We start from the raw sequence: 25403 nt of genomic DNA, 5'->3' as shown, positions 1-25403 counted from the left end.
ACAATTATTCGAGAAAATTGAGGGTCATTTTATAGGCGCGAATCAAGGCGGCAACACTCCAGGCTTGCGACACCGCTCCTTTTCCCTGATGCGGTGGATTGCCGTTATAATTCTCCGGGATGGTACCAATACAATGTTCTGTCATCTCCTCTTCGAACCCATCAACAATTTTTTTAACAAAAGGCAAACCGCCTCTTTTATGAATTTTCAGATAACCTTCAACAAAAAACTGCAATAGCCATGGCCATACCGTTCCCTGGTGGAGCGTTTTTTCCCGATTAGCAATACTACCGGCGCAAATACCTTCGTAGTGTGCATTCCGGGGAGACAGGGTTCGTAGTCCTCTCGGAGTCAACAGCTGCTGTTTCGCCACGCTCAAAATCTGCTTTTGCTTTTCCCGATCCAACGGGCTATAATCCAGAGCTGCCGCAATCACCATATTGGAGCGAACCGACCAATCTTTCATATCACCATTCACGCAATCGGCCAAATACCCATGCTCCTCGCACCAAAACTCGTCAATGAAGGAGGCTGCAATTTGCTTAGGCAAGGCTTCCCATTCATCAACAAAGGCCTTGTCGCCAACCGCCTGAGCCAGCTCAAGAGCAAAACAAACGGTATTGTACCACAAGGCATTAACCTCAACAGGCATACCGGCCCGCTGCACAACTGGTTTTCCGTCGACATAAGAATCCATCCAGGTGAGTGCCACGTTTTCAGCCTCTCCCTCAATCAGCCCCAAGTGATTCATTTTAATATTGTAGCTTGTACCATTGCGATAAGCATTCAGGATTTGCTTCATTGCGCTTCCATACTTTTCCCATATATCGTGGCTGTTGTTCGTTTCATTGGCATACTGCTGTAAAGCCCAGAAAAACCAAAGTGGCGTATCAATCGCATTATAGGCAGACTGATGCTGTCCATTAACACTCGGAAATAGTCCGTTTTTAAGGCTCTTCAACTGGGTATCTACCACCGCTTCAAAGAGGTCTGATTTTTCCAAATCGAGACTCAATGCGGGCAGCGACACAAAAGTTTGCCGGGGAATGGAACCGTACCAAGGAAAGCCGGCCAAAAGATCCGTTGTTTCTCCCTTGCTTACAAAAAACTGCTGCCCCGCATTGACCAGGTTGCCAATAAAGGTATCGCGCGGATAACGCTTATTGACTTCGCGAGTGAATTTTGCTTTTAATGCACTGGCGTTCACCTCGCTGGTGGAGGCTGAAAAAACAATGCTTTCGCCTTTCTCAATGGGCACTTCAAAATAGCCGGGAACAAATAAATCTTCCAGATAATCATACCCCCTGTTTTTCTCTTTCAGGTATTCAATATTATTATACCAGTCGGGCACTCCAATAAATTCTACAGGTTTTGAAAACTGCATGTTCAGAAACGGATAGCCTTCATACAGTTTCATCTTTATTCCGTTAGGCACTTTCCCATACTTCGTATTGGCATAAAGGTTTGCCTTACTCAGTTCATGTACATTCCGAAACGCCAGAAAAGGCTTAAACCTTAAGACTGTAGGTGAATTGGCTTCCTTCAGGGTATAGCGTGTTAGAACCTGTTGTCCTTCCTGAACCAGCAGACGTTCTTTGTAAAGAATGACCCCACCAACCCGGTAGGTTGTTTTCGGGATTCGATCAATCACAAAGTCACGAATGTACTTATGCCCTTTGGGCTCATAATAATCGTCTCCATACTTATGAATCCCGAGGTTAAATTCAGCACCATGCTGAACCACCGTTTCATCGAATGTGGATAACAGCACATGTTTGTTTCCATCCAATTCGTCTAACTGACAAACTAACAAACCATGATATTTTCGGGTATTGCATCCGGAAATAGTTGTACTGACATATGAACCTGACCGGTTGGACCGAAGAACTTCTCTTGACAGCGAATATTCCAGGTTCACTAAACGACTTTTATCAAATTTAAGGTAGCTCATAGTTCCAGACTTTGGGCTTATCGAGTTAGTAAATTATATTTATCCAAGCAGGTGATCAGAAAGCCAACGCGGCTATGTACAAATGTATGGAAAGAATCCGGTTCATTTTACGCTTTTCTCCTGATAACCATTCAATTCAAGTTCAAAATATTTTTTCTCACTTTCTAAATTAAGAAAAGGAAAAAATTTCAATAAATTATTGATCTCGTTTAAGTTGTATAACAGAAATTTCTCATACGCCTGTGAGTCCGTATTTTGCGGACGATGCTCGCGAGCCTTCACGATTTTCAATACCTTTTTATTAATTTCCAGGCTTTCTTTACTCAGCAGTTTGGAGGCGAACCTTTGCCATATATGCGCCACTGCCTGATCACTAATATGCAACATATCAGGAGCATAAAACCGATAATCGCGTAGTTCATCCATCACAATTTCGTAGGACGGGAAATAGGCACACTGTTCTTCGCCAAAGCCGGTAATTAACCGGTCGATAGCCAGCAACAAAGTGGCTTTGCTGAGCTGATTTTCCACCGCACCATCTTTCCAGTGACGTATCGGGCTGACAGTAAAGAGGATCTTTAACTTTGGGTTAAATTTCCAAAGTGCTAAAATGAGCTCCCGATACTCTTCCACAATTTCGCCCGGAGTTAAGCGAAGTCGTTTAAAATCAGCCGCTGGCAATTTATGGCAATTGGAAACAATTTCGCCGGTTCTTTTCAGCTCGTAAATCCAGGCCGTTCCCATCGAAAGAATGAGGAAATCGCTTGTTTTCAAATGCGCTGCTGACTGAGCCATTTGCCGGTTAATGCCTTCCAGCGCTTGTTGCTGATCGGAGGACGAAAACCGGCTGTGATGATCGAAACTATGCCATACCCCTTGGTGTTCAAACAAATCGTCAGCTGTATATTTTTTCGCGTCCATCAGCAAGCGAAGGCTTTTGGCCAGCGACTGCGGATTATACAAAATTCCAAAGGGATTGATATCGACCTGAAACTTGAGCCGCTGCATTTGCCGGCCAATATTTTCGGTAAAGCACGAGCCCGCCATCATCAATTTCGACTGATGATCGATCTCCCATCCCAGATCCTTTATTTTAACTTCGGTGAAATACTGATTCATATTATCGTATACGTTTAAAAGCTTCTCTTTTTAAAACCATGGCCGTTCGGGCCGGCAAATAGAGATGCAAATAGTGCTGGCTGGTCTGGCCGGCTGATGGACGGGTATAATAAGTCATTCGTTGATCGATGCGATCCTGCCCTCCAAAGCGTCCCTCATCGGTTGTAAAAATAATCTTGAACTTAGAGGGTTCATAAGGAATTCCATAATCGGTAAAGGACTGCGTGGGGTGAAAATTGAACACCAGGAGGTAATCGCCGCGCTGATAACTCAGGATCTTATCTGCCTTATCATCATAACGCCAATGTACTTCCGGAATCTCAAGCAAGCCCATCTGGCGCACCCACTGCATCATCACCTGATCAAAGTCCGACAGCCAGTGATAGCGTAACTCTGTGTTATCAGCCAAGCTCCAGATACGCCGGGCATGTTTATACGACCAGTTGTTTCCTTGCCGGGGAAAGTCGATCCACTCGGGGTGCCCAAACTCATTGCCCATAAAATTGAGGTAAGCTCCTCCGGCGCAGGTTGCCGTTGCCAACCGAATCATCTTATGCAAAGCCATTCCGCGGTCTACAATCAGGTTCGACTGATCTTTCCGCATGCTGAAATACATTTCCTTATCCAGCAAGCGAAAAATAATTGTTTGATCACCCACCAGCGCCTGGTCGTGCGACTCGGCATAACTCACCACTTTCTCATCCAGCCGTTTCGAAGTCAATTCATGAAAAACTTGCCCCATATCCCAATCATCATCCGGCACCTCTTTAATGAGCTTGATCCAGAAATCGGGCACGCCCATCGCCATCCGATAGTCAAAACCGTAGCCTCCCTGGTCAATGGGTGTTGCCAGTCCGGGCATGCCACTCACCTCCTCAGCAATCGACAGCGCATTGGGGGCTACTTCGTGAATCAGCTTATTGGCCAGGTAGAAATAGCTTACTGCTTCGGGATCTACTCCTCCATCATAGTAATCGGCATATTTGGTAAACGCTTTTCCCAGCCCATGATCAAAATAAAGCATGCTGGTTACTCCATCAAAACGAAAGCCATCAAACTTAAAATCCTCCAGCCAGTAGCGAATATTGGACAGTAGAAAATGCAAAACTTCATTTTTGCCATAATTAAAACAGTACGAATCCCATGCCGGGTGCTCCCCTTTGGCTCCGGAATGAAAAAACTGGTAGCGCGTTCCATCGTAATTTCCCAATCCCTCCATTTCATTTTTAACGGCATGCGAATGCACCAGATCGATAATGACAGCCAAGCCCATGCCATGAGCTTCATCAATCAGCTGTTTCAGCTCCTCTGGGGTTCCAAAACGCGATGAAGGGGCAAAAAAGCTGGACACGTGATAGCCAAAACTTCCATAATAGGGGTGTTCCGGAATAGCCATCAGCTGCACCGTATTGTATCCGGCGGCTTTTATACGAGGTAAAACCTGCTCGCGAAATTCGTTGTATGTATGCACCCGTTCCTCTTCACCAGCCATCCCCACATGACTTTCATAAACCAAAGGAGCTTCGTCGGCTCGTTTATAGTTGGGATGTTTCCATCCAAAATCTTTCTCCTGAATCCAAACCTGGGCGTTGAAGAGTTTGGTGTGCTCATCCTGTACCACGCGTTTGCACCACGCCGGAATACGTTTGCCACTTCCCCCGTTCCAGTGCATCGAGAAAGCGTATAGCTGCCCATGCGTCAATTGTTCCTCACGTAACTCCAGCTCCCACTTTCCTTCGCCAACGGACTGTAAGCGATATTCGTCCTGCTCCTCCCAGTTATTAAATTCTCCAATCACAAAGATTTGAGTGGCATTGGGCGCCCAGTCGCGAATCACCCAACCATCGGCGGTTTGATGCAGACCATACCAAAGGTGTCCACTGGCAAAATCGCGCAGCGAGCCCTGCTGCGTAAGTTCGTTCTCTTTTTCCCGGGCTTGACTAATCCGCTCCAGAATGACCGGCGCGTGCGGCTCCAGGTAAAGATCGTTTTTAACTAATTGTGGTAAATCCATAGTTGAATGCTTTCTCTAAAGATAAAAAAATGCCTGATAGATTGCCATGAAAAGTCATTTAAATAAACAATAAATTACAAACCAGCGCTGATTAAAGAAATTACCAAAAACCTATTATTGAACAGTCGATTAAATTTCATCAAGAACTTTATTCCGATTATCTTATCGTACAAAAACTGAATGGATTCTGATATGAAAAAACTATTTAACGCCATTCTTTACTTTTTGCTGGTTGCGCTGGGAATCATCCTGGTAGCTACCATCATCTTTAATGGCTACTATTCTATATTGAATAAGCGGGCTGCAAAGGAGCTCCAGGAAGTATCGCAACTAACCGTTGACGGACTTCCGTTTCGTGATCTGAATAAAAACGGGCAGCTTGATCCTTATGAAGATCACCGCCAGCCTGTTGATCTTCGGGTTGATGATATCCTGCGCCAGATGACCCTGGAAGAAAAAATCGGGTTAATGTGGCATCCTCCAATTGGCATTGACGATGAAGGAGAACTGCAAGCCAAGCCCAGCATCCTGAGTTCGGTCTCCACCTACGATGCCATTATTTATAGAAAGCTCAATCATTTCAACCTGCTCAATGTTTCGGAAGCACGGGAATTGGCCATCTGGTCGAATAAGATTCAGCAACTGGCCGAACAAACCCGACTGGGTATTCCGATAAGCATCAGTACCGACCCGCGTCACGGCATTCGGAATTTTATCGGCCGGAATTCATTCGACGGCAACTGGTCGAAATGGCCCGAGCCCATTGGACTGGCAGCCACTCGCGACTCCCTACTGGTGGTCGAGTTCGGGCGTATTGCCAGTCAAGAATATCGCGCCGTGGGAATCCGAACAGCACTTCACCCTATGGCCGACTTGGCCACCGACCCTCGCTGGGGTCGCATCAATGGCACCTTTGGCGAGGATGCCCACCTGGCGGCACAAATGACAGCGGCTTACATTTACGGATTTCAAGGGGCCGAACTTGGACCAAACAGCGTAGCTTGCATGACCAAACACTGGCCGGGCGGAGGCCCGCAGGAAAATGGCGAGGACGCCCACTTCCAGTATGGCAAAAACCAGATCTACCCCGGCAACAACTTCAACTACCATTTAATTCCATTTCAGGCTGCCTTAAAAGCTAAGACAGCCATGATCATGCCCTATTACGGCATTGCCGTAGACCAAACCAACGAAAATGTAGGTATGAGTTTCAACAAAGAAATCATCACTAAGCTCCTTCGCGAAGAATACGGCTACGATGGCGTGGTATGCACCGATTGGGGGATTATTGAAGGACTCTCGTTTATGGGCTACGAATTAGTGGAAGCTAAAAACTGGGGCGTTGAAAAACTATCCGTTGAAGAACGGATTGTGAAGGTGATCCATGCCGGCGTTGACCAGTTTGGTGGCAACATGCACACGCGTCAACTACTCAAATTGGTGCGCCAAGGAACGATCTCTGAAAAGCGAATTGATGAATCGGCCCGCCGATTGCTAAGCGCCAAATTTGCTTTGGGCTTATTTGACAATCCTTTTGTCGACCCGGACCAAGCAGTTGAAATCGTCAATCAGGAAGCCTTTAAAGCCAAAGGGCAATTGGCACAACGGAAATCAATCGTGCTGTTAAAAAACAAACAAAGTTCATCGGGAACCTCTGCGTTACCGCTGCCCAAAGGAATCAAAATTTATACGGAAAACATCGATCAAAATGAAGCCGCTCGCTATGCAACGGTTGTTGATCGGCTTGATGAGGCCGATGTGGCAATTCTGCGGCTAAAAACGCCCTACGAAGAGCGGGATGATGACTTGATGGAAAGCTTGTTTCACCAAGGAAACCTACATTTCCAAGAGCCCGAACGATCGCGCCTTCTGAACATCATGCAGCAAAAACCAACCATTGTCTGTATCTACATGGATCGCCCCGCAGTTATTCCGCAACTTAGCCGACAGTGCAGTGGCTTGCTGGCCGACTTTGGCGCGCAGGACGATGCCGTGCTGGATATCGTATTTGGCGACTTTAGCCCCAGCGGCCGCCTGCCCTTCGAAATTCCTTCGTCCATGGAAGCGGTAAAAGCCCAAAAGGAAGACCTGCCCTACGACTCGAAAGATCCATTATTCCCCTTTGGTTTTGGACTGACCTACGAGTAAGTCGAAATGCCAGTTGGCGGTTTTCAGTTCCTGAGTACCTAAGTTCATACGTACATATGATGATGACTTCGTGTGTTCGTCGGGTTGTGCGTCTTCCTGAACCTGTTTCTGAATCGGTTGCTGGTCGAAAGCTGTCGGTTATCGGTAGCTTCGTGCCTTCTTACGTTCGTGCCCTTGTACTTTCGTGCTAGGCGAAAGGAAGGCATTAACCTTATTGATCAATGCGTTACACCAGCAACACTTTTCATTTCCTTTCGGATGAAAAGAAACGAAAACAAAGAAATAACCTGAAAATCTCATCCTTCATCCCACAAGTCCCTCGCTGGCCCGGGCCAAATTTTCGGCCAACGCCCTTTTCACCTGCCGGTGAAGTTGGGGACGCAGGTCTTGCTGGTAATCGGTTCGTTCGTGTATTCGTACATTCGTTCATTCACGACCTCGTGCGTTCGTCTGTTCGTTTCTTCTATTACCTCTTTCCGGACAGAATCGTCTTCGGTTCAACTCCGGATCTTCTGCGTTACTTCTGTATATATTCTGTATAGCTTCTGTATTCAAAAACACAGAAGATACGTTGAAATAACCTGGAAAAAACGGGCAATAACCGGACTTGGTACGGAGCGATGTACATACTGACTCGTCCGACCACAATCTGTTGCATTAAGAAGTAATAATAAAACAGACTTAATCATTCCAAACAGTCTCGGAAGCCTACACCACAAGTAAAAAGAAGAAATCGAAAATGGCACAGAAAGTACGCCCCTCACCGAATGGAAATCAGTTCAACGAGCATGCGGATCATCCACTCACCATGAGCTTATTTCGAAGGTAATACTCCAGAACTTTCAGTTAGAATGGCTGAGGCCTGAAACACACCGGACTGCACAAAAGAAAGTCACTGAAAACCCCAACAATCAATACCGCCAGTACCTTATCCTGATCCAAGCCCTATAGTCCGGTTTGGATCGTTGAAATAATTCTCACTGCGATCAAACTGGCGTTGCGTTGGCAACACCAGCGATCACAGCGTTATTGCTTTATTCTAACTATTTGTAATCTCTTGCAGTTTGAATCATTCTTCTTAAGTTTTCTTCTGGCGTATTTGATGGAATGGCACAGCCTGCATTCAGGATAAACCGATTGGTTTTCGAGAAGATATTCATCAATTCGATGGTTTTCTTTTCAACCAATTCAGGACTCCCCATTGCCAGCACCGAACTAGGATCGATATTTCCAATGAAACAAGCATCGTTATGAAATACATCAAAAGCCTTTTGTGCATTGGTCTTGTAGTCGAGTTCGAACGCATCGGCCCCTGTTTTAAACATGGCCTCGATAATGGGCTCGGTGTTGCCACAAATGTGTAAAGTATACGGCAGCTTGCATTCGTGAGCCACATCTACCACTCTTTTCTCAAAAGGCATGGCAAACATTTCGTACATCTCAGGTGAAATCATTTCGGGACCGGCAGGACTGTCGCCATTCGATACCATGTCGCAGCCTGTTTGAGCCATCAGGCGAATAAACTGGCAACTAATGTCGGCACAATATTCCAGTAGTTCCTGAATCATATCGGGTTCGCCCATGAGCATGTCGAGCATCCAGTTCTGGCTACCCCGCATCATGCTGGCCAACGAAAAGGGAGCTTGGTCGCAATTACCGCGCACGTATATCTCATTACCGAAATGTTGCTTAGCAAGGCGAACTGCTTCGAGCCAGTTTTGTACATAGCGATAATTTTCAATATTGACCTTTTTCAGCGATTTTACTTCGCTTAAATCGTGCAGGTTTCCGGTGGCCGACCTGGCTGGTTCGTGCTCCGGAAAATCAACCGGAACGCCAACAGCTCCAGCCAACGTAACCGTGTCCAAATCAATCAAAACGCCATCGAATTGATATTTTTCAACCGATTTAATAAAGGTGTCGGCTACAACTTGTGGATTTTCCCGATAAGTTGCCATACTTACTCCCGCCTCTTCAGCCGCCATCATAAAATTATGCAGCATTACCGGAGTCTGATCCGGCTTTTCTCCTTTTAAAGCTGCCTGTATTCGTTCGTATCCGTTCATTTTCAGATATAAATTCAAATTATTTTTTTGCTTTATTCTTGAATTACAGCAGTTTAATTGCAGCTCCCAGAGCATCCATTCCTATCGATTGGCAAACTCCAAATTTGTTCTGCTCTTTCATCTTTTTCAAATCCCACTGGATAACGTCGTCTGCCAGTCCCCAAATTTCACGGAATTGCTCAATATACATCTGGTCATTTTCAGCACTTGTAAACTCTGGTTGAAACTGATTGTTAGACTCATCGCGGGTTTGCCAGATAGCCTCAGTCGTTGCCATGATGTTTTCGGAAAAATCAACACCAAGCAGAGCTCTTTCTTCCGGTGATCCGATGTAGCGCATCATAATGCCACGCCCGGCCAAATAATCATTTCCGTGAGCAGGTCCAAAACTTGACAAACAAGGAGCCTCGCGAATAATTCCATCTTTCTTGCTAACCAGAGCCGTTTTAATTCCTGTTCCAATCAGCTTGATAAGCGCGCGAATATTTTCTTCATATGCGCGTACATCAAAAGTTACATCAATATTGTTCGCGGCAACCCATACTGCCAGCTCTTTTCGTACAGCCAGCATGTCGGTCAGTGCACCAACCAACATCCCCTGGTCACCAGTCCAAACCCAGCCTTCAGCCCAAGGCGGGTGAATTTTTTCCATATAATCCGAGCCCTCAAATTCAGCCATGGGGCGCTCTTGAACCAACGCTCCTTTGGTGCTTAGCTTTTTCAGGTACTGATATTCTTCCAGTTTAAACCATTCATCGAACCACAACCATTGACGGTAGGCCATGTCGAGGTATTTTTCATTGTCTCTGATATCTTCAGTCAGGCTTAAACGATAAATGCGCGATGAAAGCAGAAACAACAACACATTGGTTACTGTATTTTTCACACCTTTGCTCACTCCTTTGGCATCGCCGTTACGGCATCCATGAGGAACAGGCAAAGCGGTTGCTGTATGATCATAGGCATTCCTTTTTTTATATTCCCAACACAAATCGGTTGAAAGTTTCAGGTATTTCTCAGCGAGTTCTAATTCACCCATTTTCTGAAGGTGTTTACGGGCATTCAGCCCCATTAGTCCCCACCAGCCAAAATCGTCGGCCCACAAGTCTCCCGGGTCAAAACGGTTAAAAAAGGTCAGATTTTCTTCCAGCATTTCTTTTACCTTCAGTTGCATTTCTTGGAATTTTGGCTCTTCGGGCCAACGTTGCAGCACAGCATCAGCAAAGGTGAGGCAGGCATCGAAGGTATTTCCCCGTTTCCAAAAATCGTTGAAGTTCCATATTTCTGAAAAACGGTCGAAAGCTGCAAATGCTTTGATCTTTAGTTCTTCTTCAAGATTACTGCTATCCAAACTTTTGCAAGCTGTTAGCAGATCGGTGCCAATCATCAGAGTAGCAAAAGTTCCGGTCAATTTTATAAAATTTCGTCTTTCCATCGTTTATTTTTTTTGAAGGATAAAAGATTTAAGTTTTGAATTATTTAGCAAAGCACTTCTTTTTCAATTTGCTCAAGTGTTTTTCCCTTGGTTTCAATCAGATTTCTTTTCAGATAGAAAAATCCGATCAGGGAAACTACTGCTAAAAAGATAAAGGCATAGCTCATTCCCAATTGCTGGGCTGCCAGGGTGGAACCAAACAATCCGATAACCACCGGAAACAAGAAATTAAGAGTAGCACTAACCATCCAGTTGGCAAACGATCCCATGGATGCTCCCCTTGCACGTATAATGTTCGGAAACATTTCGGAAAGCAACACCCAAACGACCACTCCCTGCGAGGCGGCAAAAAATGCAATGTAGCCAACCAGTAAAGCTACCAGCCAGTAGCCGCTAATATTGCCCGAAAGCAGTCCGTAGCCAAATAAGCCAAGCACAACGACCATTCCCATCTGACCAAAAAGCAGAAGCTTTTTGCGTCCTACCTTATCGATTACCGACATGGCAATGAGTGTGAAGATTAGGTTTGTCGCCCCCAAAATAACACTTTGCGCCATCGAACTATCGGCCGAGAAACCTGCAATCCGGAATATTTGAGATGAATAATAAAATACCACACCAATCCCGGTAAGCTGATTGAATATGCCAACAAAAATTCCAATGATAATAATTTTCCGGTAAGGCTTTTTGAATAGCTGAATTCGCTTCCCTGTATCTTCGGTATAAATTGATTCCTGAATTTCGCGAATAGTTTGTTCGGTATCAATTTCATGCATCGAAAGCTCTTCAATAATTACTCGGGCTTCATCGATGCGTCCTTTTTTCACCAGCCAGCGTGGACTCTTCTTGATAAACAGAAGCATAATAAAAAATGCCACGGCAGGAAAAGCACCACTAAAAAGCATCCATCGCCAGTTGTTCTCACCTATATTCAGCAACATGTAATTGGAAATGAGCGAGAGCAAAATGCCAACGACAATAGCTAGCTGGAAGGTGGAGGCCAGCATGCCCCGGTGTTTTGGAGGTGCAATTTCTGAAATATAAACGGTGCATAAAACGGAAGACGCACCAATTGCAAGTCCACCAATAAAACGGGAGATGATAAACATACTGATACTGGACGCGAGACCACATCCGGCAGATGAAGTAAAAAACAAAACGGCCATGATTTGCAACAGGCGTTTGGCTCCGAAAATATCACCTGGCTTACCAATCAGGATGGTTCCCAGAATGCAGCCTATCAAGGCCGAACTGACGGTCCATCCCTGCAAGGAAGGGCTAAGTTCGAAATAATTAACCAGATCGACCATTGCCCCATTGATAATCACGGTATCGTATCCAAATAGCAATCCACCCAATGCTGCAGCAAATGTGGAAATAAGAAGACTTTTGTTCATTTTATTTCGTAGTTTATTTTAAAGGTTTCAATAGCATGGTGTCCCAACTTCAACTCTACGTCATTGTTTTGTACCGGAAGCACTTCACCTTCTGCTTCAATTAAATTGGTGGATTTTGCTTGGCTTATTTTTTTGAAACTATCAAGATCAATGGTTTTGTCGATTCCTTCCATTTCTGCGATTCGGATCACGACGTCATTGCTGTCTTCCGCTTTTTTTACCGTCGAAATCAGTACGTTATCCGAGTTGGTTTGGAAAAAGCTCTGCGACTCGGGCAGGCTTGCACCGGCAAACGAGTGATCGGCCCATACGGCTTTCAATGTTTCGTTTGCAGCGCGACCAAATGTTGCGCCATTTACCCACCCGGGCTGGTGCGAAGTAATGGAAAATTTAAACGAGTGATTTCCGGTTTGCAAGTATTCATTGCCTTCCCAGTGGCAACTTCTTCGGGAAGCAAAAAGTATGGGTTGCAAAATCTGATTTGCCAGCGGGTTGTCGGTGGGGTCAATCCAGTCGGCAACAGCTACCGACGAGCTCATGGTTACTCCAAACCGGTCGTTGCTGACACTGATCCAGTTTTCGATACCACGCGGGTGAATCGTTTTGCAAATGGTTTTATAACGTTCGCCAGCAGCTCCTTCAATTTCGTCTTTACCCACTTCAACCACGCCAAAGGGCACTTCGTAAGCTACCTGTCCATCGGTCATGTTGAGCGGCAGCGCCATGCGGAATTCGCGGTACAATACGCCTTCCCAATTCAAAATTTGGGTTTCAAAATCAATTCGTTTTTGTTGATTAAAAACCACAATTCGCTGTTCGACTACCGCATGCCGTATTTTTTGACGGTATTTATAGGTAGTCGAAACCGTGCCACTTTCTTCAATCTCCCAATTGGTTTTGTAGTTTCCGGTTTTGTCGAATCCCTGCATGTCGGGTTTTTGAACATCAATAAATTCGCCGGCGCCATTGCCTTCCGAATGCATGGTGAAAATTTCACCAGCCACAAATTTGTCCGAATTCACCAGCTCCTGATTCAACGCTTTATCGAAAATAGAAGCAAGGCCACCATTGGCAAAGCGAAGTTTGTAAAAGCGGGTTTCTACTTCCGGAGAAAAGACCGATGTTTGAGTCGCAAATTCTTCTGTATTAGTTTTCAGATAGAAGGTTTTGTAGCCAATAGAAGGAACTTCTTCTGCAATGAAATTTAAATTGGCCGATTGGATCGATCCATCCGGGTAGCTTTTTATGTTTTTTAGCTGAAGATCAACTTTCTTGCCATCTGCATCCTGAAGCTGAAGTCCAAAGGTCTGCGATTCTGCAAAACGCACTTCAATCGAAACCAGATCTGTTCGTTTGGTATTCATGCTGTTGTAAACCACCAGAGGGCGCCCCTTCGAGCTTTCTGTTTTTATTTTCGAAGCCAGTTCGTTCAAACTTTTATCCACAATTCGTACAGCCTCTGCTTTGGCAAATTCATATTTCTGATGAAAATAAGCATCGGTAATATCGCCTTGCTTGCCACCCCAGCCGTGGTCGGGGTAAATTTTGGCTTCCCAGGCATTGCGCAATTCCGTTTCCGGATAATTAATAAACGAACCATCAACCAGTGCATTGACAGTAGCAAACTTCTCGGCCATGGTTAGCAAAATATCACCCTCCCGACTTGCTTTCAGTGCTTTTTGATGACCGGGGCCATGAATGTAGAGCCACACATTGGGGCGTTCGCCGGTAATGCTTCCCAGCTTTGGGTTTTGAGCCATCAATGCATCAAAGAACTCGGGCGTTGATGCAATCTTTATCGATGGAAGCTGCACCGGAACGTACTTTCCTTTTTCATCCGGAAGCTCTCTTATATTCGACCAGTTGCGCACCAAACTGCTGTGATCAACTGCCGGACTCATGTCGTTATCCGATAACAAGGGAATTACCGGACTTTTTGTTTTCGGGCTGTAATATTTTTCCCAGTCGAGTGAGCTGTTTGCCAGAAACTGCGCCGACTCGTGAAAATCGCGTTGCAGTGCCGAAAAGGCATTGCCGTAATGACCAGGAGTAAATGTGGTAACAAACGATCCGTCGGGACTGTACCAGTTGAACAAGCCACGCTCGTGACGGCTGATCATCATGTATTTGGTGCCTGCCTTGCGCATCATCTGCATCATTTGCGGAGTGCGTCCGGGCACATCTTCGTTCCAATATACAGTTGCATCGTAGTTAAATTGGTCTTTCAGCCATTTGGCTCCAAAATAAAACTGACGTGCCAGCGCTTCGCCCGAGTACATTTCTTCGTAAGGCTGAATGTAGGTTGAACCGCAGGAAATACGTCCGTCAGCTAGCATTTGTCTAACCAGTTCCTTCTTCTCAGGATGCCGTTCAACGAATTCTTTGAGCATCAGCACATCTTCCACATCGAAGCGGTAACTTTGGTCTTTCTGTCCCATCTCGAAAAGCGGAGTTAGCAGCATGGTGTCGCGCTCGATGATACATTTCTCGGGCGAATCCATCCAGGCAATATCCTGGTGACTCGAATTCATCAGCAATATTTGTCCATCTCCTAAGCTCGAATTCGAGAGTTTCAGCAAATCGGAAACGGTGTTGGGTTTGTAGTTTCGGCGCGCAGTCAGCAGTGTTTTGTTGTCTTCAGTCTTGCTTTCGTTCAACAAAACAGCTTTAGCCAGCAGGCGGGTCGATTTAAAATCTTTTCCCAGCGCATCAATCACAAACACTTCGCCCTTTGGGTCATTCAACGTAAAAGCTTTATTTTTTGCTGAAAGCGGAAGGATTAGTTCACCAACGGCAAAACCGTCTTTTTCACTCAGTTGAATCGTTTTTGTTTTCTTCTCAGAACGATACTGAAGAGTTTTGCCAGCAAGCGTGAAGGGGGCTTTTAGCTGTGTCGCGAGGTTTTTTGCGTTTTCACGCAGCTGGATCTCCATCCAAACATCATACTCAACCGAATTCTGCAAGAATGAAAGAGCATCGGTGGCCTGATAAACAATGATCCATGTATGGTCTTTGTGTGCCCGTCCTTCTATCTTAATCGTTTGGGCAGCTCCCTTTCTCAGCCAATCGGTTGGGGCAATCATCGACATGTAACCGTGGGCATCGTTGCTGTGGTCGGTTTCGAGGGTGATATACGAAAGTATTCCGCCATCGGCAGTTTCCAGTTGCCAGTTTTTTTGTTCCGAAGAAGTTATTTCAAAGCGTTTTTCTCCGTTTACATATACATCGAAAATGTGCTTATTCGATGTTAAATCGATAGCTGCAATCCATAAAAAACCGGTGCTTTTTTTATTCCAGTTTTCCGGCACAACAGCGGTTTCCCATTCAATGCCCATTTCCCCATCGGTGCAACGGGTAATCAATGATGCAGATACATCGTTACGGAAACTGTGATAAGTAAACTCGTTACCTCCGATGTTTTTCTGAAAGCCCTCGAGCCAGTTGCTTGATTCGGTTGCCAATTTTGCCAATTTTTTCAGTGAATCATCCTGCGCTTTCAGTTGAAAGCCTGTCAATAAAATAATTAGTGTAACGACAATGTGGTTTAGTTTCATGATCAAGGTTTTTGTTTACTGCTTATCATCTTTTCAATTCTCGAAATTAGTTCCATCATGGCCCGCCCGTTGTGGTATGGGCACTTCCATGGATCAATTTTCCAATCGTTCCGGTAATATGGCGAAGGATCGTCTTTCGGCTCAATAAGATACGGAATTCCCAGACGATTTACCTTGGTGAACCACTCTCCGTTTTCGTGATCAATGATATACTTATCGATAAAGTCCCAACTCAATTTGAGTTTGTCCCAATATTTTTCATCCGAAGTTAATTCCAGCCCGTTCATAAAGGCCACCACTGTTTCGGCTTGCGGCCACCAGTGTTTGTTGGTACGTACGTGACTGCCAAAGCGAGTCGATTCCAGAAACAATCCGCCATCCTTATCCACTCCCACACGATCAACTGCATCGAGCATTTTCACTGAAAGAGGCTTCATCTTTTTAATAATTTCCTGATCGCCCAATATTTCAGCGGCTTCCCAAAGCAACCACGAAGCTTCAATGTCGTGCCCGAATGAGCAAATTGCTTTCGAAGGTTCGGTTTCGTTAAATGCTTCATCGAAGAAAATTCCCAGATGCCCGTCGGGGCGGATAATCTTCTCGATGAACAATAGCAGCAGTTCTTTTAGTCGTTTTGCTACCTGTTCTTCTTTGCAAACGTTGTAGCAGGCGGCGTAAGCTTCCATGATGTGCAGGTGCGTATTCATCGACCGGGGCTCGTTGTTATCGGCCATCCGGTTTTCGGAATATGGTTGCCAGTCGCGGGTAAAGGCTTCAAGGTAGCCTGCTTGTTCCTGAGCTTTGGTTTTTTCTTCCAAAAAATAGAAATAGCTTTTAATTTCCTGAAGAAGTTCTTCCGATGGAGCGAATTCGTAATATTTGCTCAAAGCATATAAAACAAATGCTTGGGCATAGGTATGCTTAATGGTATCGAGTGGTTTATTTTCAGCATCAATACTCATGTAATATCCGCCGCAAAGTGGGTCTGCGAAATCTTTTTTCAGAACTTGATATGCAAGGTGAGCAACATTAGCATACTCTTCATTTCCAAAAATTTTAGCAGCCTCGGCAAAAGTCCAGAGTATGCGGGCATTCAATACGCACGATTTCGAGGCTCCGGGAACCGGATTTCCATGCAGGTCAGTAGCACCATAAAAACCATCTCCATTAGCTTCTATACCATACTTCATCCAAAAAGATAAAATATTGTGATGCAATTCGTTTTGAAATGCGTTTTGGTAGGCACACATTTCGGTAATTAGTTTATTCATGGTTTTTTAGTCAGAATTAAAAACAAAGAAATCGTTTTGCAAAATCAAAAGATACTATAATTTTACACTGAAAGATATTATACAAACATGCACTTCTTCTATTCACGAACTGACAGGGACGCAGCAGGTTTCGAACTTCTGCGAGAGTTTCCGTTTATCAACGATTTTGGTTTTGAAGAATACAAAGACATTCGCCAAAAACCATTGCAAATGCATTATAATGAAGGGATCGAGTTGTGCTATATTACCAAAGGAAGATACGAATGGCTTGTTGGAGAACAAAAATATTTGCTTCTTCCAGGCAATGGGTTTGTAACCTGCCCATGGGAAAAACATGGTAGTCCGCGCGAAGCTCTTGACTTAGGCGAGATATTCTGGATGGTTATTAAACCTGAAATTTTCACCGAAGACGGACAATTTTATCTGGGCAGCTGGTCCCGCTTCTCCGATTGCGAAAACCAGGCGATAGGAAATGTACTTTCTCAAAATCCGAAGCACACGATTCAGAAAGCCCAGCCGTTTAAGCAGCTTTTCACGCGACTGCAACAAGAGCTTGCAACAAAGGAATTCGGCTATTACCAGCGAGTATGCAATTTAGTTGAGGAGTTTCTAATCAGCACGGTGCGCATCATCCAAAACCGCGATAATCTTTGGATAGAGAACCGCAAGTGGTTTTCAAATTTCGATGCCATGTTAAAAAGTAAGCTTGCCAAAAAATGGACCTTACAGGAAATGGCCTGCATGAATCAGGTAGGTATTACCACATTAACCCAGCTTGTAAAAGAACATACGGGCTACACCCCCGCCAATTACCTGATATACCAACGTATCGAAAGATCGAAGCAATTATTAACAGATCCTTTACGCACGCTGACCAACATTGCATTAGATTGCGGTTTTTATTCGTCGCAACACTTTTCATCCACTTTTTCGAAATGGGAAGGAGTTACTCCAAGTGTATTCCGCAGGAAAAATGGCGAGAGCAAGCAATAAGCATTTCGATCACAGCAGGAACTTGAGGAGCATTACCCCCTAACCGACAAGCCATTGAAATCTATCAAGTCTATTCATCAATCGCAAATCACCTACACTGCAGACCTCACGGTAAACCAGCTTGCCAGTTGCGAACTGACACTCGCAGAAAGACCGCACACCTGGCAGCCACGCTTCGCTCGTCACGACTTTTTCATCAGATTTCTCCCACTAATGAATACGAAAAACCAGAGTCAGCATGAAATTTTAGATTTAGCTCCATTCCCTGCGAGTTTATTTTATCTTTGTGTTTTGCCAAAAGGGAAACAACGTGAACAAAGCTCTTTTTTTGTCTTTCATTGCCTGTCTGTTTGTTGTGCTATCGGTTAGAGCACAAAGGATGCCGCTGCTGGTTGATGATTTTGCATTCCCTTGCACACCCTACACCTCTTATGAAAACACCAAGGTCCGTTCAGGTAATCAGGCCTTCCTCCTTGAGCTGGATCAGTCGAAAATATCCGAAGATGAGGAAAGATTTATAAAGTCACTTGCCAAGCATGCTGCAAGCAATCAAGACCAAACCTTCTGCCTTGCTTTTACCGGTGATTATATTGAAAGCTCTCTGTCAAGTGAACTGACGAAAATAATTGGCAAGCAACTTTTCACTAAAATGGATGAAGACAACTGGCCGACAATAGATTCCTTGCATCAAGCCAATAAAAATATCATTGCCCTCTTTAATCACGATCTGTGCTTCACGACCTCAGAGCAGGTTCAGGAGACGATTGCTTATACTGATCGGTTTTCGGCTAATCCGTTAAACAAGATTGTGGTTTTTAAGCCTCAGGCAACCGATAGTCTTTACCAAGAGTGTTTGCGCGTGTGGCAGCTAACCGGGAAAGTTCCCAACCTCATTCTTTGCCCAGCAGAGAAAGAAGAAGCAATTGCTCAACTGTGCGGGGATCTCAATTCGATGAGGCGATTTAAAGCCATTTTTTGGCATGAAAACCAATATCTGAACGAAATATTCTGGAAAAACCGGCCGGGAATGATAACCCCTGCTAAACTATCGTCCCCACTAACCGAATACGAGGAAATCTTTTCGCCATATAAAAACGGATTCAAAATTACGCCCGGCGAAGTGATCCATCATACCGGCTTACAAGACACCCCCCGAGAATTTATCGCCTACACGAGTTCCATCGAAGACAAACTAAGCATCCATTTCCCCTTCGACAAGGAAGTTAAAAACAGGATTGACCCGGCTTGGAATCAAATTATTTCGCACAATGCAACGATTGAAAAAGATAAGGAAAGAGGCTATGTCCTGCATTTAACAGAAAACAATTCGTTCATTGATTATGCCAAAGCCAATGAATTGAATTTCGATACACCAATAAGCATCTCAACATGGATTAAAGCTGATAGCCTAAGACCGTTCATGGGCATTATCGGACTGGGCACCTCATTTTCTTTAAAACTGAATATGGGCTTCCCCGACTTTACAACGCCAACCATAAAAGACCACCTGCTTGATGAGCCCTTAGCCCTAAACCAGTGGTACCACATCGCGGTCGTTTTCAATCCCAATACCAACATCGAATTCTATATTGACGGAGAGAAGAGGTCGACCATGAATGCTTCAGAAATACTCCCCTCTGATCAGTCGATCATCATTGGCAACAACATATGGGGGGAACAGTTTTATGGTTCGATTGATGAACTTAAAATTTGGGATCGAGGACTTTCGAAAGATGAAATCAAGGGCATTTTCCTGGCACAAAAGGAAGTTCCATCGCAGAGTTCAACGGGTTACTACCTTTTTTTCGTCCTTTTTGCCGTCGCTTTTGGCTCTTATTGGATCAGACAACAAAATAAGCGGAAGACTAAAGCAAAACCAACAGCAGGACAAAAAGAAAAGGCTGCTACGCTGCCTTCGTTCCACATTCAATTATTTGGAAATTTTCAGTTTCATACTGAAAAAACCGGCAACATCACGGAGCGCTTCTCTCCCCTGCTCCGGCAACTGCTGGCCTTTTGTATTTTAAATACGCCGGACTCTCCCGAAGGAATTAGTGTCAAAAAAATAACCGACACGTTCTGGCCGGGCATGAATAAAGATAAAGCTAAGGAGAACCGCGGAGCCAATATCAAAAAGCTGCGCAAATTACTCGATCCTGTTGACGGGATTGAAATCCTGTACAAAAATAAGAGGTGGTACCTTCAGGTGGAAGATAGCTTGCAAGTTGATTATTTCCATTTCACGAGGATCAAGCTGCTGCTACAACAACAGCGTCAGCAAAATACCATCGAAGCGGAACCCCTACAACAGCTTTTGCATATTTTAAGAAATGGGAATATCCTCCCCAATCTGGAACACGAGTGGCTCGATTCATACAAAACTGGGTTAGCAGACGAAATCATTGCGATTATCCAGGAGATACTTCCACTAATCGAACATCAATCGGATTTAGCCATTCAGACAGCCAAAACCATCTTTAAGTTTGACCCACTTCATGAAGAAGCGCTGAAGTGTATTTTGCAGTCCTTATCCTCACAGGGAAATCACGGGCAAGCACAACAAGTTTATGAAGAATTCTGTAAAAGATATGTTGCTCTTTACAATGAAGAGTACCCAACAAGCTACACTGAAATCTCAAAAAAATAGCACAATCCCTCTTTTTTTGTAGTGTTCCCCCTTTTGTTCCTCCTTCCATTCCCCCACGCCTGCCTATATTGCAGCATTATAAAACAAAATTTAAACCTGACATAGATGACTGACAGAAGAAATTTCCTACGGACGGTAAGTGCTGCCGGAGCCGGAATGTTTATCGCTCCTCATATTTCAAAAGGAAGCACACTCTCAAAAAAGAAAAAAGGTGAAGTAAATATCGCTTTCATTGGTTGTGGAGGACGCGGACGCGGACACGTTAAACGGGCGGCCATGACTGAAGGAGTAAAAGTAACTGCTTTTTGTGACATCGATCCGGAAGCTGTAACACGCACGCAAAAGCTTCTTCGCGATGTTGGCGTTCGCGAAGCTGATGTATATTCTGATGGAGAGCATGCCTACCTTGAAATGCTTAAGCGCGATGATATTGATGGCGTAATTATTTCCACTCCCTGGTTATGGCACACACGGATGGCTGTGGCAACCATGAAAGCCGGGAAATATGCAGCAGTTGAAGTCTCAGCAGCCAATACCATCGAAGAATGCTGGGATCTTGTTAATACTTCAGAAGAAACAGGAATGCCATGTATGATTCTGGAAAATGTAAATTATCGCCGCGATGCCATGGCAGTAATGAACATGGTAAAACAAGGGGTATTTGGCGAAGTGGTACACGCCCGTTGCGGATACCGCCACAGCTTACTGAATGTTAAGTTTAACAATGACCTTCAATTTGGAGAGGAAGCAAAAGGTGAAGCACGCTGGAGAACACAACACTCCTTGAAGCGTAATGCCGATGTTTACCCAACTCACGGACTCGGCCCCGTTGCTGCCATGTTGGATATTAACCGAGGAAACCGTTTCCTTTATTTGACATCAACCGCCTCGAAAGCTGTTGGCTTGAAAGATTACATTGAAGAACAAGGAGGAAAAGATCATCCGAATGCCAAACTCCCCTGGCAACAAGGCGACATTATCACCTCAACCATTAAAACAACCAATGGCGAAACGATTATCGTAACGCACGACTGTAACCTGCCTCGTCCCTATTCATTGAATTTCCATGTAGCCGGTACCGATGGGGTCACTGATTTTGACTACGGACATCGCCGCATTCATATTGAAGGCCAAAGCAAAAACCACGCGTGGGATGAGTTTCAGGCATGGCAGGATAAATACGATCACCCACTTTGGAAAAAGTATGGTGAGATTGCCAATGGTGCTGGTCATGGTGGCATTGACTATTTCGTTACCCGCGAATTCATCAACGCCGTAAAAGAACAGCGTCAGCCCGTTATGGATGTTTATGATGCTGCAGCCTGGAGTGCCGTTACGCCACTTTCAGAAGCATCTATTGCACAGAACAGCGCTCCTCAATACTTTCCCGATTTTACTCGTGGACAGTGGATCAAGCGCAAACCCGTAGAATTCGTATAGCAGATTTTTTTTCATAGATTTTAAGAGGCTGTTTCTTCTCCATGAAGAGACAGTCTCTTTACCAACAACTTCAATCTTGTTTTCGATCCTTAACACAAAACACCAGAAGATGAAACTATTAACCGTGCTATTGACCTTGTGTCTGATCTCGAATATCACTCAAGCACAAACCCTCAACATTATTCCTCGCCCACAAGAAATCCATATACAGGATGGGAGATTCGCCATCAATCCACAAACAGAGATCATAGCCAGCGTTGAAAATTATGAATCGGCCAAGGTCTTACAGCAACATCTTCAGGAAGCATTTGGGTTTGAAAATCACATTGGAGAAGCTGGAAAACTAAAAGCGAACTACATCCAATTCAAGCCAAGTAAAGATCTTGCCCAAGAAGCTTATGCGTTAAATATTTCAGCTAAAAGCATTGAGATTAGTGCATCAAGCCAAGCAGGATGGTTTTATGGTGTTCAGAGTTTGCTCCAACTAATGGACAATCAGTCAAAGGATATTCCGGCAGTGAGCATAAGCGATTCGCCCCGCTTTGCCTGGAGAGCGTTCATGCTCGATGAAGCCCGCTATTTCAAAGGAGCAGAACAGGTAAAACTACTGTTGAATGAGATGGCTCGCTTAAAAATGAATGTCTTTCACTGGCACCTGGTCGATGATCAGGGATGGAGAATTGAAATCAAGAAATACCCGCTTCTGACACAAGTAGGTTCGAAAAGAAGCAGCACCCAGGTTGGCCCGCTAAAATGGAACAGTCCGATCCAGTCGGCCGAAGTGCACGAAGGCTTTTACACCCAAGAACAGATCAAAGAAATTATAGCCTATGCCCAAGCAAGGCATATTACCATTGTCCCGGAAATTGAAATGCCCGGTCACTCTAGTGCAGCCATTGCAGCTTACCCTTGGCTGGGTACGGCCAAAAAAGAAATTGAAGTGCCCATTAAGTTTGGCGTTGGCACCGATGTGTATGACGTTAGCGATCCGAAAGTTTACCAGTTCCTGACCGATGTATTGGATGAGGTGATGGAGCTGTTCCCCTCTCAGGTGATCCATATTGGTGGAGACGAAGTGAAATACGATCACTGGAAATCGTCAGAAACCGTTCAGGCTTATATGAAAGAGAATGGAATTTCTTCGCCGGCCGGCTTACAGGTTTTCTTCACCAACCGAATTTCAAACTACCTCGAATCGAAAGGAAAAAGGATGATGGGCTGGAACGAAATTATGGGCCATAACCTGCATCATTTTCAGGATGAATCGGACACCAAGGTCGATCAGCAGCTGGCCCAGCAAACATTGATTCATTTTTGGAAGGGTGATTTTAACCTGGCCACAACAGCAGCCAGCAGTGGGTATGAGATTGTCAACTCGCTTCACTCTCAGACCTACCTGGATTACGATTACCAATCTATCCCCTTGTCAAAAGCCTATCATTTCGATCCTATTCCGAAAGGACTGGCCGAAGAATACCACAGCAAGGTGATTGGAACCGGTTCGCAAATGTGGGGCGAATGGATTCCCACCAATGGACATATGCACTTTATGGTTTTTCCTCGCTTAGCGGCCTATGCAGAGGTTGGCTGGACAGAACTGGAAAACAAAGATTTTGACTCGTTCAAAACAGCACTAAAAAGGCTACAAGCCATTTGGAAACAAAAAGGCATCTACTATGCTCCCGATGATTTTGTAGAAAAAAAATAATACACTACGATCAATTACTATTAACGACTTACTATCAATTACTACTAATTCATGAAACTCCTTCCTGACGAAAGTCTCGAGGGAGTTTTTCTTTTCAATGCCACAGCTAAAGATGCACCCAGCCTTTTTACTGAAATTACATTTGTCACTATCAACAATGCGAAATAACAAGCAAAGATCAACCGCTTATTTCTTTTTTCTTTTCTGCCTAATTTCAGAAAGCTGCAAGCCTTTTTCGCGAATGAAAAAATTATGCTTCGGACTTCCGATAATCTGCGATGAGTAAACGCCCGAATGTCCGGAAAACAAATAAGCAGTGCTGCAGGCGAGGGCAATGAACATTCCAGCTTCAATCCCAAACAGTTCTATTCCCATAACTGTACAGGCTATTGGCGTGTTTGTTGCGCCGGCAAAAACGGCAACAAAACCCATTCCGGCCAGTAGGCCCATGGGTAAGGGAATAAACCAGATTAACGCATTGCCTAATGCAGCACCGATATAAAATAAGGGAGTTACTTCTCCCCCTTTAAAGCCAGCCCCTAAAGTAAAAGACGTGAAGAGTAGTTTAAGCAGAAAATCATAAGAATTGAGCTTAACATCAAACGCGTTAACAATGGTCGGAATGCCAAGTCCAATATACTTGGTTGTTCCAATGAAATAGATACTGGCGGCTAAAACAACGCCACCAATAACAGGGCGTAATGGAGGATACTTGATGGTTCGATTAAACAAGTCGCTCCAGAAGTGTGTCGACTTAGAGAAGAGCATAGCTACAAGACCAAAAATGATTCCCGCCAGCAAAGCCCATAACAGGTTGATAGGATTCATTTCGGCAACCGAAGCAATGTGATAATGCGTGTGAGACACATTCCAGATCTCGCAAAAGTAGTTGGCAAAAACAGCGGCTAAAAAACTGGGGATAATGGCATCAAGCCGAATTCGCCCCAAAACCAAAACTTCAAGCGCAAAAATTCCGCCAGCTAAAGGCGTCCCAAAAACAGAGGCAAATCCGGCGCTAATACCCGCGATTAATATAATTTTTCGGTCGCGTTTCGACAAGTTAAAGACTTTTGTAAACCGATCGGCAATCGCTCCTCCAATCTGAACAGCAGTCCCTTCTCGTCCGGCTGACCCACCAAAGAAATGCGTCAAAATCGTTCCAAACAGCACTAAAGGAGCCATCCGGAAAGGAATGATTTTCTCCGGCGTATGAAATTCTTCGAGTAATAAGTTATTCCCTTTCACCACACTGTTACCATACAAATGGTACGACAAGCCAATGATGAATCCGCCAACTGGAAGTAAGGCAATGATCCACAAATGCGATTCCCGCCAATTGGTAACCCACTCTAAACTCAATAGAAAAAAAGCAGAAATGCCACCGACAATTACCCCCAGGATTAAACAAATAAAAATCCATTTAAAAAGATAGATTAAAGAGGGAATTTGCTCAATTGAAAGGAAGAAGTCTCTAATTTTTTTTATGCTCATAATACCTTAAATAAATGATTCTACATTGGCTTAAGCCACTGAAAGTAGAAGTCATTAGTTCCAAGCGAAACGGTTTAAGGCAGACCTCATTGCCAATGTCTCGCAAATTTAAGTTAAAAACTTATATTCGCTGAATAATTCAAAAAAAAAATCCAAAGTAAATAATGCT

Annotated in this window: 14 protein-coding genes and 1 riboswitch; of the genes, 5 read left to right on the top strand and 9 right to left on the bottom strand. The window is 44.5% G+C overall.

The window, feature by feature from the left end; all coding sequences use genetic code 11:
• Nucleotides 1-4: 4 nt before the first annotated feature.
• The 3 genes from ACUNWA_RS03090 to ACUNWA_RS03080 form a co-directional block, all read right to left on the bottom strand.
• A complete protein-coding gene (locus ACUNWA_RS03090) occupies nt 5-1951 on the bottom strand; it encodes an amylo-alpha-1,6-glucosidase (RefSeq protein ID WP_445590415.1) in 1947 nt (648 codons plus the stop codon).
• A gap of 102 nt (nt 1952-2053) precedes the next feature.
• On the bottom strand, nt 2054-3070 hold the full coding sequence (locus ACUNWA_RS03085; protein ID WP_445590414.1) for a GSCFA domain-containing protein: 1017 nt from the start codon (nt 3068-3070) through the stop codon (nt 2054-2056).
• A 1-nt stretch (nt 3071) separates the two neighbouring features.
• The gene (locus ACUNWA_RS03080; RefSeq protein ID WP_445590413.1) at nt 3072-5084 is read right to left on the bottom strand and encodes an alpha amylase C-terminal domain-containing protein; all 2013 of its coding nucleotides are present in this window, start codon (nt 5082-5084) and stop codon (nt 3072-3074) included.
• 192 nt (nt 5085-5276) lie between these two features.
• Between ACUNWA_RS03080 and ACUNWA_RS03075 the strand changes: the two genes are divergently transcribed.
• Nucleotides 5277-7232, top strand: coding sequence for a glycoside hydrolase family 3 N-terminal domain-containing protein (locus ACUNWA_RS03075; RefSeq protein ID WP_445590412.1), 1956 nt, complete (start codon nt 5277-5279; stop codon nt 7230-7232).
• Nucleotides 7233-8275: 1043 nt separating this feature from the next.
• Here ACUNWA_RS03075 and ACUNWA_RS03070 read toward each other — a convergent pair.
• From ACUNWA_RS03070 to ACUNWA_RS03050, 5 genes are read right to left on the bottom strand one after another with little or no spacing between them, the layout of a single operon-like run.
• A complete protein-coding gene (locus tag ACUNWA_RS03070; RefSeq protein WP_445590411.1) occupies nt 8276-9298 on the bottom strand; it encodes a uroporphyrinogen decarboxylase family protein in 1023 nt (340 codons plus the stop codon).
• Nucleotides 9299-9341: 43 nt separating this feature from the next.
• The gene (locus ACUNWA_RS03065; RefSeq protein ID WP_445590410.1) at nt 9342-10733 is read right to left on the bottom strand and encodes a hypothetical protein; all 1392 of its coding nucleotides are present in this window, start codon (nt 10731-10733) and stop codon (nt 9342-9344) included.
• A 44-nt stretch (nt 10734-10777) separates the two neighbouring features.
• Nucleotides 10778-12130 (bottom strand): sugar porter family MFS transporter, encoded by a 1353-nt coding sequence (locus tag ACUNWA_RS03060; protein ID WP_445590409.1) that lies wholly within the window; start codon nt 12128-12130, stop codon nt 10778-10780.
• Nucleotides 12127-15684: a glycoside hydrolase family 38 N-terminal domain-containing protein gene (locus tag ACUNWA_RS03055; protein WP_445590408.1), complete on the bottom strand. Its 3558-nt coding sequence runs from the start codon at nt 15682-15684 to the stop codon at nt 12127-12129. Before ACUNWA_RS03055 ends, ACUNWA_RS03060 begins: the two co-directional genes overlap by 4 nt.
• 2 nt (nt 15685-15686) lie before the next feature.
• Nucleotides 15687-16955, bottom strand: a complete 1269-nt coding sequence (locus ACUNWA_RS03050) for an AGE family epimerase/isomerase (protein ID WP_445590407.1) — start codon at nt 16953-16955, stop codon at nt 15687-15689.
• Nucleotides 16956-17165: 210 nt separating this feature from the next.
• Here ACUNWA_RS03050 and ACUNWA_RS03045 point away from each other — a divergent pair, with 210 nt between their 5' ends.
• The 4 genes from ACUNWA_RS03045 (at nt 17166) to ACUNWA_RS03030 (ending at nt 23743) form a co-directional block, all read left to right on the top strand.
• Nucleotides 17166-17948: a helix-turn-helix domain-containing protein gene (locus ACUNWA_RS03045; protein ID WP_445590406.1), complete on the top strand. Its 783-nt coding sequence runs from the start codon at nt 17166-17168 to the stop codon at nt 17946-17948.
• 310 nt (nt 17949-18258) lie between these two features.
• A complete protein-coding gene (locus ACUNWA_RS03040; RefSeq protein ID WP_445590405.1) occupies nt 18259-20595 on the top strand; it encodes a LamG-like jellyroll fold domain-containing protein in 2337 nt (778 codons plus the stop codon).
• 105 nt (nt 20596-20700) lie between these two features.
• Nucleotides 20701-22035: a Gfo/Idh/MocA family protein gene (locus ACUNWA_RS03035; protein ID WP_445590404.1), complete on the top strand. Its 1335-nt coding sequence runs from the start codon at nt 20701-20703 to the stop codon at nt 22033-22035.
• Between the two features lie 109 nt (nt 22036-22144).
• Complete coding sequence (locus tag ACUNWA_RS03030; RefSeq protein WP_445590403.1) at nt 22145-23743, top strand: beta-N-acetylhexosaminidase; 1599 nt, start codon at nt 22145-22147, stop codon at nt 23741-23743.
• A gap of 186 nt (nt 23744-23929) precedes the next feature.
• Here the strand turns inward: ACUNWA_RS03030 and ACUNWA_RS03025 are convergent, their stop codons facing one another.
• Nucleotides 23930-25234, bottom strand: coding sequence for a voltage-gated chloride channel family protein (locus tag ACUNWA_RS03025; protein WP_445590402.1), 1305 nt, complete (start codon nt 25232-25234; stop codon nt 23930-23932).
• Nucleotides 25235-25272: 38 nt separating this feature from the next.
• Nucleotides 25273-25337, bottom strand: a riboswitch (Fluoride riboswitch).
• Nucleotides 25338-25403 lie beyond the last annotated feature (66 nt).

Source organism: Sunxiuqinia sp. sy24, from assembly GCF_052677165.1.
The sequence above is the reverse complement of the archived record's forward strand: the minus strand, read 5'-3'. Positions and strand labels throughout refer to the sequence as shown.

What these genes read in the sequence shown, in the direction of transcription:
- ACUNWA_RS03090 (WP_445590415.1), bottom strand. Translation starts at nt 1,951, where the DNA reads ATGAGCTACCTTAAATTTGATAAAAGTCGTTTAGTGAACCTGGAATAT.
- ACUNWA_RS03085 (WP_445590414.1), bottom strand. Translation starts at nt 3,070, where the DNA reads ATGAATCAGTATTTCACCGAAGTTAAAATAAAGGATCTGGGATGGGAG.
- ACUNWA_RS03080 (WP_445590413.1), bottom strand. Translation starts at nt 5,084, where the DNA reads ATGGATTTACCACAATTAGTTAAAAACGATCTTTACCTGGAGCCGCAC.
- ACUNWA_RS03075 (WP_445590412.1), top strand. Translation starts at nt 5,277, where the DNA reads ATGAAAAAACTATTTAACGCCATTCTTTACTTTTTGCTGGTTGCGCTG.
- ACUNWA_RS03070 (WP_445590411.1), bottom strand. Translation starts at nt 9,298, where the DNA reads ATGAACGGATACGAACGAATACAGGCAGCTTTAAAAGGAGAAAAGCCG.
- ACUNWA_RS03065 (WP_445590410.1), bottom strand. Translation starts at nt 10,733, where the DNA reads ATGGAAAGACGAAATTTTATAAAATTGACCGGAACTTTTGCTACTCTG.
- ACUNWA_RS03060 (WP_445590409.1), bottom strand. Translation starts at nt 12,130, where the DNA reads ATGAACAAAAGTCTTCTTATTTCCACATTTGCTGCAGCATTGGGTGGA.
- ACUNWA_RS03055 (WP_445590408.1), bottom strand. Translation starts at nt 15,684, where the DNA reads ATGAAACTAAACCACATTGTCGTTACACTAATTATTTTATTGACAGGC.
- ACUNWA_RS03050 (WP_445590407.1), bottom strand. Translation starts at nt 16,955, where the DNA reads ATGAATAAACTAATTACCGAAATGTGTGCCTACCAAAACGCATTTCAA.
- ACUNWA_RS03045 (WP_445590406.1), top strand. Translation starts at nt 17,166, where the DNA reads ATGCATTATAATGAAGGGATCGAGTTGTGCTATATTACCAAAGGAAGA.
- ACUNWA_RS03035 (WP_445590404.1), top strand. Translation starts at nt 20,701, where the DNA reads ATGACTGACAGAAGAAATTTCCTACGGACGGTAAGTGCTGCCGGAGCC.
- ACUNWA_RS03030 (WP_445590403.1), top strand. Translation starts at nt 22,145, where the DNA reads ATGAAACTATTAACCGTGCTATTGACCTTGTGTCTGATCTCGAATATC.
- ACUNWA_RS03025 (WP_445590402.1), bottom strand. Translation starts at nt 25,234, where the DNA reads ATGAGCATAAAAAAAATTAGAGACTTCTTCCTTTCAATTGAGCAAATT.